Genomic DNA, 10,169 nt, shown 5'->3' on the forward strand with positions numbered 1-10,169 from the left:
GGGCATCAGTCAGACCCCCACGAACACAGTCACGGCTTCCGCAACAGGGGCCCAGTCCGCCGAAGCCAGCGCCACCGTCACGGTGTCCCCGCCGGCGACGGCGTGTGCGACCGGGGCTGGCGCGCTCGTGCTGAAAGACCAGGAGGCCCAGTGGATACTGACCAACGGCACCTCCAACAAGCTGCAGATCGCCGAGATTACCACCGCCTGGCCGGCCGCCAACGGCTTCCTGGACGAGGTCAGGCTAGACAATGGCAAAATCAACGGTGACAATTTCAATCCACCCTCGGCCGACATCACCTCGTTCGAGGGCTCCACCGGAGCGCGCAGCATCGATCACAACAAGTCCAGGACGCTGCACTTCAAGTTCCAGAACAACGCGAGCCCCGGCGCTTACACGATCGAGGTTCGGTTCACCAACAATTGCTCGGTTTCGTTCCCCTGAGCGAGGTGGAGGAGCCGGACCACTTCGGAGGGCCTGAAGTTTTCAGGTGCCGGATCGCTAACCTTCCTCAGGGCGATCCGCGTCGGCGGAGAGTTCCTTTGCCGAGGCCTCGGCTCCAGGTGGTTCACGGAACGGTTTCACGCGAATGGGCTTGTAACACACTTCCAGGACGGTCAGGTACTCTGTGCCTCGCGGCGCTTGCAGAACCACTCGGTCGCCTGCTGAGGATTTCATCAACGCCCGCGCCAAAGGCGACACCCAGCTGATGTGGTCACGGTCGAGGTCGACCTCGTCGGTACCGACGATGGTCACCACTCGCTCCTTTCCTGCGGCATTGACATAGCGCACGGTGGCTCCGAAGAATGCGCGCGTCGCCGCCTGCCCAGCTCTCGGACTTTCCGGGTCCACAACTTCCGCGGCATCGATTCGCTTCGTGAGAGTGCGAATCCGGCCATCGATCTGGCGCAGTCGCCGCTTGCCGTATTGATAGTCGGCGTTTTCACTGCGATCGCCGTTGCTCGCGGCCCACGCCACCACCTTGGTTACTGCCGGTCGTTCCCTGGTGAGCAGAAACCGGTGCTCGTCTTTGAGGCGCTGCAGACCTCCCGGCGTGATGTAGTTCTTGACTCGCGCGGTGGGCTCATCGACTTGCGGTTTTCTCGTAAACCCTTTTCGCATACGGTTAGTCCTGCAATCCTTGAGGCTTTAGTCTCTCCACATCTGCTTCCATCATTCCGATCCGCAGCTGACGCCAATTTCCAATATCGCCCGCCTCACCTGCGGAGCCTACATTCGCTCTTCGTTCCCCTGTTGAAGAGCGACAACCTGCTCCTGCATCTCTAGAATCCCTGCCTGAAGTTCGATCACCTTCTGTTGTACGTCAATGCTGGCGACGCCCTTCACTGCCTTAAGGATGTCCTTTGAGGTCTCTATGAGCCCCATCGGTCCTCCAACTGACGATTCTTCAAGGTGGCAGTCATAATCGAACTACCTTGGAAGAATTATAGCCTGGAGGACCATCGGGATTGTCAGCAGGGCAGCTGCCGGACGCGCTCCCACATGTCCTGGTCGCTTGGATGCGTGTAGATCGTGGTATTCAGTGGGCTCACGTGCCTCGCGAACCTCTGCGCCATGAAGAGGTCCTCAGATGCCGATTGGATATTCTCCTTGCACGCGTGGAAGCTACCATCACGACGTCAGTGCAAGCCTTGCCATTCGATGCTGTACGCGAGCTCGCCATAGGCATATACTTCTCACAGGCATTCCCCATACATGCGGTCCTTCAGGTGGAGAGCCGTGCCTTCGGCTTCGAGCACGTGCTCCCTTCTGTCACGGAACGGGCCTATGCCACCGTTGTGGAGGTAAAGGCAAAGTCCGAGCGGTGCGTTCCAGGAGGACCGAAGTATCTGTGCCTGGGGCGGTTCTGAGCTAGTGAGGAACTGGAGGAAACGAGGATAAGGAGAGAGGCTTAGCGTCATGCAGTGGAACCTGAGATCGATTTTGAGCCTCTTTTCGAACGACTTGGCCATCGATCTGGGCACCGCAAACACCCTCGTCTATGTCAGGGGAAAGGGGATCGTGGTCTGCGAGCCCTCCATCATCGCCGTGAATCAGAAGACGGGAAAGGTGGAGGCGGTGGGAAAGGAAGCGAAGGAGATGCTCGGTAGAACGCCAGGGAACATCATCGCCATCCGTCCCATGAAAGACGGTGTCATCGCCGACTTCGAGCATACCGAGAAGATGCTCGACCACTTTATCAAGAAGGCCCATAACCGATCCCTTGGAGTGCGCCCGCGGATTGTCATCGGGGTGCCCTCTGAAATCACGCAGGTGGAAAAACGGGCGGTCAGGGACTCGGCCTACCGGGCCAGAGCCTCAAAGGTCTACCTGGTGGAGCAGGCCATGATGGCGGCGTTGGGAGCCGGGCTCCCGGTCACGGAGCCCACCGGCAGCATGGTGGTGGACATTGGCGGCGGCACCACCGACGTGGCCGTAATCTCCATGGCGGGAATCGTCTACAGCCGATCGGTCCGGGTCGCCGGCAACAAGATGGACGAGGACATCGTCCAGTACATCAAGCGGAAATACAACCTTCTGGTGGGGGAGAGGACAGCGGAAGAGATCAAGATCCACATCGGCTCCGCTTTTCCCCTGGAGCAGGAGATTACGATGGAAATCAAGGGGCGTGACCTGGTGGAGGGAATTCCCAAGACCATGGTGATTTCCGACGAAGAGATCCGGGCGGCCCTGTCCGAGACGGTCTCCAATATTATCGAGGCAATACACACGGCGCTAGAGCAGACTCCACCCGAGCTCTCGGCGGACATCGTGGACAAGGGGATCGTGCTCACCGGGGGTGGGTCGCTCCTGAAGAACCTCGACAAGCGGATCCGGGAAGAGACGGGCCTACCCGTTTCCATGGCGGATGATCCCCTGGCGACCGTGGTGCTGGGCACTGGGATGATGCTGAACGACTTCAACCTTCTCCGGAAGATTTCCATCGACTGAAGGCTACCAGTGGAGGGAATCTTAGTATTCGAAGACACTCGGCATCAAGTCTTTTCCAGGAGGACCAGGCCGTGACGCAAAACAAGAAGGCAATACGACAGCAAGGGGAAAAATGATGCGCTGGAAAATGACTTTCGGCAAGAAGAAGACGATGGGCAATAGTTTCGTCCTGCGACCCCCGGCATCGCTCTTCGGAAATGATGAGGAGAAGGAGGAGGAAGAAGAGGAGGACGAGGGCGAGGAAAATGACAAGGACGAGGACGAGGAACACGACGAGGAAGAGGACGACGAGGAGGAGAAAGAAGAAGACGAGGGAAGGAAAGGCTGGTCCGACTGAGTAGATGCGCTATACTCTGGACTCTTTTTGAGCGCCTTATGCATGAAGGAGGTGATTGCTAAATGCCCAAGAAGACGTTGATCATGCGCGGCAAGGTGACGGAGGTGGATGCTGCAGCGAAGACCTCCACGGTCAAGGGAACGATGAAGAGCGGCCAGACCAGAAAGCGCGCCTTCACGGTTGGCGACAAGACGAAGGTGACGATCCGGGGAACAGCGGGTAGTCTCGACGAGCTCAAGTCCGGTGACTCTGTGAGGGTAGCGTATACAAAGACGGGCGAATTGCGGCTCGCACGGGAGTTTGCGGTCGTCGAGGCACACTCCAAGAAGATCTGAGGCAATTCAGCGAAGAGGTTGACTTTTAAGAGGAGGCGCAGCTTTCAGAACGCTGCGCCTTTTTTCTTGCTGGTGGCATCCCCCGATTCGGTGGACGGTCGCTTTGCCTTGTTTCTTGCCTCGGCCGAGGGTCTTGCCCGCTCTGGCGCGACCTGGGCACAACACCGTCGCCTGCGTGAGGAGCGCCGCAAAGGCAGTCTCGTCTATTCCTGAAGGGTCGAAGACCTTGATGTGCCTGACGTATTGGCCGTTGCCTTCGAGCAATCCTTCCGGATCCTTCAGAGAGGATCCATAGAGAAAGCCGAACTGCACATATCCCGGGGCGGAATAGACGTAGGCCACCGGTCCGCTCCTGCCGACCCGGCAGCCGTTTCCCCACTTCACCGATTCGCTCAGCTCGGGCTCGACCCGCTTCACGAATCGCCGGAGCGCGCGAATGATCGGCTGGTTCTTGGGAACCTGGTCCTTCAGGTAAGCATCGAAGCTGGCATAGCCTTCATTTTCCCCATCACGATTCCTCAGCCCGACCCATGCGGGCAACGGCCTTCCATCGCAGCACGATCCACAAAATGAGGCACGTATCGGCGACCAGCGCGAGCGAGATGGGCGGCCACAGTCCCAGTCTGAACGAGAATCCCCACAGGAATCCCAACACCAGAGCGCAGACCGACCCGGCCAGCGCCGCCCAGGGACGACCCAATCGCGCTCGCTTCCCCAGGTAGCCGGCGACCAACCAGGCAATCAACAACGTCATCAGCAGCGGAGGGAAGCCGATGATGATCGACGGCCCCGGGGCGGCAGAGTGCAGGAGCACCGTTTCGACGAGATAGCCACCGGCAGCCAGAAGGCCCATCCAGACCGGATTGCACCGCGCGACCCAGGCGATGGCCCCCGCCAGCGCCCCAAGCCCGATCGCGAGGACCGCGGCCGCAGCAACCATCACGTATCCGGCGGCTCCAATCGGCTCCATGCCACTTATTATGATGGAAAGCGTCGAGTCCGCGCGCCTCAGGCGAGCTGCCGTCAAGAGATGCTTGAACGGCATATTCACCCGGTACCGGTACGATGACTCGGATGGCGCGGAGCGTCTCATGCGACTGACGGAGCCTTCCACTCTTACGAATTTGCTTAAGAAACCTGTTGCAACTTCGTCTTTTCGGTGTATACGCTAGGTACTTCAGCATCCAAGATTTCCTCCATGCTCTCTCTGCGAGAACCGGAGTCTTTGATGCCGTACTCATCGTTCCCAAAAAACAATCCTGAAAGGAGGTGAAGTACTGTGAAAAGCGAGGATTTCCGCGCCAAGTCCGAAGAGCCGCAGCTGGTTTTGGAAGAGCTTGAAGAGAGGATCGCTCCCAGCCAGCCTCCTGGCCTGCTCGGCTACGAAGGTCAGCCGGGTAATCAGGGTGGAGGGCCCGGTGGAGGTGGTAACACCGGCTACGAAGGTCAGCCGGGCAATCAGTCGAATTAGTCCGCGGTTACGGATCCCGGCGGCACTGAGCTCGCGTGCGTCTTGAACAGCGTCGGGATTTCGGGCGGGGCATCGAATGCGGGGATGACCCCGCCCCCTCTATTGTTAAGGCAGGTCCCGGATGTCTCAAGCATGTCCGGCACTCCGGCCCGAGCTGATCGTCAGCCGGCAGGGGTCGGAGGGCGAAGCCTCCTTTGTCATCAAGGATCCCGCTCAAGGGCGCTTTTTCCGGCTCCGAGAGCCGGAGTACTTCATCGCCCGGCAGCTCGATGGCACGGTTTCTCTGCAGCGCATCCAAGGCCTCGTCCACGAGCAGCTCGGCTTGGCGCTCTCGGAGGAGAACCTCCGGCAGTTCGTTGAGCGCCTCCGCGCCGCCCGGCTCCTGCAGGATCCCCACGACTCTCCACACAGGCCGCGACGGCTGGCCGGCAGCCTCTTCTATCTGCGTCTGAAAGCCTTCGATCCGGACCGCTTGCTCGGATTCCTGCATGCCAGGCTTCGCTGGCTCTTCACGCCGGGATTCCTGATTGCCTCCATCGCCTTGATAGCTTTGTCCGCGAGCATAGCCGTCGGCTTTCAGGACGCGATCGCACTCGATATCTCCCGCCTGTTTCATGTGTCGACGCTGTTCTTCGCGTGGCTCACCATTTTTCTGGTCATCACCATCCACGAGTTCGCTCATGGAGTTACATGCAGGCATTTCGGCGGCCGCGTCCATGATATGGGATTCATGTTCTTCTACTTTCATCCCACCTTCTACTGTAACGTCAGCGATGCCTGGCTTTTTCCGCGCCGCTCCCACCGGATGTGGGTGACAGTGGCGGGCGCCGGGTCCGAGCTGATGATCTGGGCCATGGCGACCCTGACCTGGCGGATCACGGAGCCCGGCACGGTGGTGAGCTCGGCAGCTCTCGTGATCATGGCCACCTCGGGGATCAGGAGTCTCTTCAATTTGAACCCCCTCATCAAGCTGGACGGCTACTACCTGCTGATTGACGCCGTGCAGATTCCCAACCTGAGGGTGAAGGCCTTTGGCTACCTGAAGGAGCAATTCCGGCGGCTGGTGGGGATGGAGGTGGCTGCCTCTGGAGCCACGTCGCGCGAGAGGCGAATCTATGTCATCTACGGTCTGCTGGCGGCGCTCTATTCGAGCTGGCTGTTCGGCATCATCGCCTTTTACACAGCTCGCGCGCTCACGCGCAATCTGCAGGCCTGGGGGTTCTTCCTGTTCCTGGGTCTTCTCGGAATGGTCTTCAACGGCCCCATCCGGAACTCTCTGTCGGTCCTGCATACGCCCGAGAAGCCCGGTCCGAGCCGCCGCTCCAGGCTCCTGAAGCTTGCCAGGATCCCTGCTCTGCTCGTGGTCGTCGGAATTCTCCTGACTTTCGTGCGCATGGAGCTTGGCGTGAGCGGGGAGTTCACGCTCGCTCCGGCGAAGAACACCGACATCAGAGCGGAAGTCGAAGGCATCATCCAGAAGGTCTACGTCGACGAGGGCGTCCGGGTCGGCCCGGGAGATATCATCGCCCGTCTGTCGGCGCGCGACTACACGGCCCAGGTGCGCATGCTCGACGCTCAGATCGCGGAGCAACAGGCCAGGCTCAGCATGCTCAAATCGGGGCCGCGCCTCGAGGAAATCCAGCTGGCGACGACCGCGGTGGACAAGGCGAGCGAGCGGCTCGTCTATTCACGGGGGCAGCTGGCGAGGCATCAGACCTTGTTCGGGGAGAAGCTTCTCTCGGAAAGCGAGCTCCTCGCGACCCAGGAGGAAGTCGCGGTCCGTGTGAAGGAGCTCGAAGAAGCGAACGGCAGGCTGGACATTCTGCGGGCCGGAAGCCGCCAGGAGGAGGTTGACGCTCTTGATGCGAATATCAGACGCCTCAGCGCGAATCGCGCCTACGTGCAAGAGGAGATCACCTCGCTCAAAGTCGTCAGTCCCATCGCTGGGGTCATCGCGACCCCGAAGCTGAAGGAGCTGGTCGGCCAGCAGGTCAAGAAAGGCGATCTGATCGCGAAGGTCCTCGAGGTGTCCAGCGTCACCGCCGAGATTGCCGTTCCGGAAAAAGAGATCTCGGACGTTCAGGTCGGCCAGAAGGTCGTCCTGCGGACGCGGGCTTATCCGGACCTGAGCATCATTGGCAGCGTGGCGTTCATCTCCCCGACCGTCGTCAAGCCGGAAGCCGAGCGCATGGAGAGATTCGTGACCGTAACGACGGTTCTCGAGAATCCCAATCTCCTGCTGAAGCCGGAGATGACCGGCAACGCGAAGATTCTTTGCGGCCGGCGGACCCTGGCTCAGCTCATGACCCGGCGTATCGAACGCTACCTGCGCGTGGAATTCTGGTCCTGGTGGTGAGACCGGCCGGGTCTCCTGATTCTGGGCCTCGGTCGCAGGAGCTCTCGCGGCTTCGGCCAGCGCCTTGGCTTCGGGGGTGGCGAGGAGAAGTAGTCGAGCACATCGTATTCCCAGACGTTGGTAAGGCCCTTCCTGCGCGTAGAGCACTTTCTGCCCCTTCACCAGAACGTGCGCTTCTTCGCCCTTGTGGGTGTGCATCCGGCGGCAACAGCGATTCCTCGCAGCATGCAGGTCATGGTCTCCATCCCCAGGAAGGTTCAACTCTTGGATTCAACGCCGTCCTTACCGCTCCTGTAAAAGCGCACCTCGGCCCGCTCGAGCGTGGCCAGCCCTTCCGGGATCATGCCGTCGATCGCGGCCATGAAGGCCTCGAGCTTCTCGCGGGTATCGACGATTTCGATCACGATGGGAAGATCCAGCGACAGGCGCTCGATCTTGAAGGTGTGCAGGCGGCTGTGCGCGCCGAATCCCATCAGGCCTCGAAGGACCGTGGCCCCGGCAAGCCCGCTTTCGCGCGCTTTCAGCACCAGCCATTCGTAGAGGGGTTTGCCATCGTGGCGGTCACTCTCGCCAATGAAAATCCGCAGAAGACATCCTTCCTGGGGCAGGGTCATTGATTCACCCCCAAAGGGCATGGGCCGCCCAGCGGCCGGCCCAAACCGCGATGAAACAGGATCCGAGGCTCAGAGCGACATTGAGGAGCGCGAGCCCGGCTTCCCGGTCGCGAAACAGATTCAGCGACTCGTTGGCAAAGGCGGAAAAGGTCGTATAGGCCCCGAGGACTCCGACCACGAGCAGCGCCCGGATCTCGGGGGTGAGGACGCCTCGGGCCTCGGCCAGCTCCGAAAGAACTCCGATGGCGAGGCAGCCGGTCACATTCACGACCAGCGTCCCGGTGGGAAAGGTCTCCCCGAAGGGAAGCCGCTGGACCCAGCCGCTGATGACATACCTGAGAATCGCCCCGACGAATCCGCCGGCGCCTACCAAAACCAGCTTCACGATCCATCCTCCGCTGCGGCGCCCATTCAAGCGCGGCGCCGGCCGTCGCAGGAACGCTCAGTCTGCGAGGAAGTCCTCGATCAGGGTGACGACCAGCGCCGGCAGCTTGCTGTTCTTGTGCGGCGACTCGATCTCGCCGATGTACTCGCCGTGGCCGCCCGGCAGGATGGCGAGCCTGGCGTGCGGCAGCATGCGCGAGAGCTGCAGAGCGTGCTCGGCGCGCACCACTTCCGCATCGCCGTTGAGGACCAGCGCCGGCGCCTGGATGGCCTTGATGCTCGCGTCGTCGATGTCCTTGAACGCCACCATCCTGGCGACGTCGCGATCGAACATCCTCCGGAGTCCCTGCGGATCGGGGCTCGCCTTCAGGTAGGCGTCCTTGAGGGCCTGTGGCATCTGCTCGAAGCTGGCGTTCTGCATCCCCTCGAAGAAGCCGGCCTGCATGCCGTCGCGCCGATAGGTGGCGGAGGCCAGCACCAGCTTGCGCACCCGCTGCGGATGGCGGATGGCGATCTGCAGACAGGTCGTGCCGCCGTTGCTGAAGCCCATGAAGTCGGCCTTCTCGATACGCAGCTGGCCGAGGAGCGCGTCTACGTCGTCGGCATCCGACTCGAAGCTGAGGGGACGGTCGATGTCCCGCGTGTGGCCATGCGCCTGGAGCTCCACCGCGATCACCTGGTGCGCCTTCGCCAGCGCCGGCAGGATGCGCCCGTAGGTGGATTCGATCGTCGAGCCTCCGCCATGCAGCAGGACGAGGGGCGTGCCGTGACCGTGAATCTCGTAGTACATCTTCAGGCTGCCGATGGTCGCGTAGCGGCCGGCCTTGGCGTCAGCCGCGCGCGGAGATTCGGTGGGGTCTGGTATCGCCGAAGACCATGCCATGCCGATAAGCGCGATCGTCACCAGCAGCATTCCCGTCTTGCGCAATCCGATCATGCGATCACTTCTTCCTCAGGAACTCCGCGTACCAGTTCTCGACGACGGCAATGCCGCTCCCGCCCTGCTGGGGGACCTTCTTCAGGAGGAGAAAGCGCTGGCCATCGGGAGTCACGTCGAATGTCTCCGGCCAGCCGAAAGGGACGTAGATCCCCGCCGGCTCGCGCGTGAAGAGCCGGACCGGGGAGCCCAGCGTCATGCCCGGGTGCGTCGAGACCGTCACTTCCATTATGGTGTCGCGCTCGAGGTAATAAAGCCGGTCGCCCCGTCCGTTCCAGCGGGGCCAGTAGCCGCCATTCACCGATACCTGCCATTTCCCCTCGCCGCTGGGAAATTTCTTGAGGTAGACCTCTTCGTGCTCCGACTCATTGGATTGATATGCGATGAGGCTGCCGTCCGGGGAGACCTGAGGACCGACCTCCATGCCTTTCATCCGGACCAGGGGAGCCGGCGTGCGCTCTCCGGTGAGAGGCATCACGTAGATATCCATCCACGTCTTCTCGTCGTACCTCGCGAAGGCGATCGACTTGCCATCCGGCACGAAGCCCGCCCCGGCGCCTTTTCCCACCACTTCACCGGCTGCGGACCCGTCCGCCGGCTGTTCTACCAGCTTGAAGTCGGAGGGGCCGGACCCGCGAGTGAAGATCAGCTGCTCGCCCGAGGGGGACCAGGAGGGAGCGATCTCAGGCTCCGGATCGAAAGTGAGACGCGTCTGGGTCCCGCGGACCGCGTCGACGATCCAGATATCGCTGCTGTCGCCCTCCAGGAGCGACACCGCAATC

General features: G+C 61.3%; 13 protein-coding genes. 6 read left to right on the forward strand and 7 right to left on the reverse strand.

Annotated elements, in window-relative coordinates:
• Nucleotides 1-445 (forward strand): hypothetical protein (locus VFW45_03320; protein ID HEU5179795.1); only part of this gene is annotated, 445 nt, incomplete at its 5' end.
• 57 nt (nt 446-502) lie between these two features.
• Here VFW45_03320 and greB read toward each other — a convergent pair.
• On the reverse strand, nt 503-1,123 hold the full coding sequence (greB, locus tag VFW45_03325; GenBank protein HEU5179796.1) for a transcription elongation factor GreB: 621 nt from the start codon (nt 1,121-1,123) through the stop codon (nt 503-505).
• Nucleotides 1,124-1,921: 798 nt separating this feature from the next.
• On the opposite strand from greB, the gene VFW45_03330 reads away from it, so the two are divergent.
• The 3 genes from VFW45_03330 (at nt 1,922) to VFW45_03340 (ending at nt 3,625) form a co-directional block, all read left to right on the forward strand.
• Nucleotides 1,922-2,953: a rod shape-determining protein gene (locus VFW45_03330; GenBank protein HEU5179797.1), complete on the forward strand. Its 1,032-nt coding sequence runs from the start codon at nt 1,922-1,924 to the stop codon at nt 2,951-2,953.
• A 115-nt stretch (nt 2,954-3,068) separates the two neighbouring features.
• Entirely contained in the window at nt 3,069-3,290 is a 222-nt protein-coding gene (locus VFW45_03335) for a hypothetical protein (protein HEU5179798.1), read from the forward strand.
• A 62-nt stretch (nt 3,291-3,352) separates the two neighbouring features.
• On the forward strand, nt 3,353-3,625 hold the full coding sequence (locus tag VFW45_03340) for a hypothetical protein (GenBank protein ID HEU5179799.1): 273 nt from the start codon (nt 3,353-3,355) through the stop codon (nt 3,623-3,625).
• Nucleotides 3,626-3,631: 6 nt separating this feature from the next.
• Here VFW45_03340 and VFW45_03345 read toward each other — a convergent pair whose 3' ends face one another.
• A complete protein-coding gene (locus VFW45_03345; protein ID HEU5179800.1) occupies nt 3,632-4,165 on the reverse strand; it encodes a DUF1801 domain-containing protein in 534 nt (177 codons plus the stop codon).
• Nucleotides 4,134-4,595, reverse strand: coding sequence for a hypothetical protein (locus VFW45_03350; GenBank protein ID HEU5179801.1), 462 nt, complete (start codon nt 4,593-4,595; stop codon nt 4,134-4,136). The genes VFW45_03345 and VFW45_03350 overlap by 32 nt, the downstream gene beginning before the upstream one ends.
• A 309-nt stretch (nt 4,596-4,904) precedes the next feature.
• Here VFW45_03350 and VFW45_03355 point away from each other — a divergent pair, with 309 nt between their 5' ends.
• Together VFW45_03355 and VFW45_03360 are read left to right on the forward strand one after the other, a co-directional pair.
• A complete protein-coding gene (locus tag VFW45_03355; GenBank protein HEU5179802.1) occupies nt 4,905-5,096 on the forward strand; it encodes a hypothetical protein in 192 nt (63 codons plus the stop codon).
• 121 nt (nt 5,097-5,217) lie between these two features.
• A complete protein-coding gene (locus VFW45_03360; GenBank protein HEU5179803.1) occupies nt 5,218-7,452 on the forward strand; it encodes an efflux RND transporter periplasmic adaptor subunit in 2,235 nt (744 codons plus the stop codon).
• Nucleotides 7,453-7,709: 257 nt separating this feature from the next.
• On the opposite strand, the gene VFW45_03365 is transcribed toward VFW45_03360, so the two are convergent.
• The 4 genes from VFW45_03365 to VFW45_03380 all read right to left on the reverse strand — a co-directional run.
• Entirely contained in the window at nt 7,710-8,066 is a 357-nt protein-coding gene (locus VFW45_03365) for a DUF190 domain-containing protein (protein HEU5179804.1), read from the reverse strand.
• A gap of 4 nt (nt 8,067-8,070) precedes the next feature.
• Entirely contained in the window at nt 8,071-8,451 is a 381-nt protein-coding gene (gene crcB / locus VFW45_03370) for a fluoride efflux transporter CrcB (protein HEU5179805.1), read from the reverse strand.
• A 57-nt stretch (nt 8,452-8,508) separates the two neighbouring features.
• Nucleotides 8,509-9,387: an alpha/beta hydrolase gene (locus VFW45_03375; protein HEU5179806.1), complete on the reverse strand. Its 879-nt coding sequence runs from the start codon at nt 9,385-9,387 to the stop codon at nt 8,509-8,511.
• A 4-nt stretch (nt 9,388-9,391) separates the two neighbouring features.
• On the reverse strand, nt 9,392-10,169 hold a 778-nt coding region (locus VFW45_03380; protein ID HEU5179807.1), incomplete at its 5' end, for a hypothetical protein.

It is taken from the genome of Candidatus Polarisedimenticolia bacterium (assembly GCA_035764505.1).
In the GTDB taxonomy this organism is placed as follows: Bacteria; Acidobacteriota; Polarisedimenticolia; order Gp22-AA2; family AA152; genus AA152.

Excerpts from the sequence above, each read along its gene's own strand:
- VFW45_03360 (HEU5179803.1), top strand. The coding sequence starts at position 5,218 with ATGTCTCAAGCATGTCCGGCACTCCGGCCCGAGCTGATCGTCAGCCGG.
- VFW45_03340 (HEU5179799.1), top strand. The coding sequence starts at position 3,353 with ATGCCCAAGAAGACGTTGATCATGCGCGGCAAGGTGACGGAGGTGGAT.
- VFW45_03330 (HEU5179797.1), top strand. The coding sequence starts at position 1,922 with ATGCAGTGGAACCTGAGATCGATTTTGAGCCTCTTTTCGAACGACTTG.
- VFW45_03335 (HEU5179798.1), top strand. The coding sequence starts at position 3,069 with ATGCGCTGGAAAATGACTTTCGGCAAGAAGAAGACGATGGGCAATAGT.
- VFW45_03350 (HEU5179801.1), bottom strand. The coding sequence starts at position 4,595 with ATGGAGCCGATTGGAGCCGCCGGATACGTGATGGTTGCTGCGGCCGCG.
- VFW45_03365 (HEU5179804.1), bottom strand. The coding sequence starts at position 8,066 with ATGACCCTGCCCCAGGAAGGATGTCTTCTGCGGATTTTCATTGGCGAG.
- VFW45_03375 (HEU5179806.1), bottom strand. The coding sequence starts at position 9,387 with ATGATCGGATTGCGCAAGACGGGAATGCTGCTGGTGACGATCGCGCTT.
- greB (HEU5179796.1), bottom strand. The coding sequence starts at position 1,123 with ATGCGAAAAGGGTTTACGAGAAAACCGCAAGTCGATGAGCCCACCGCG.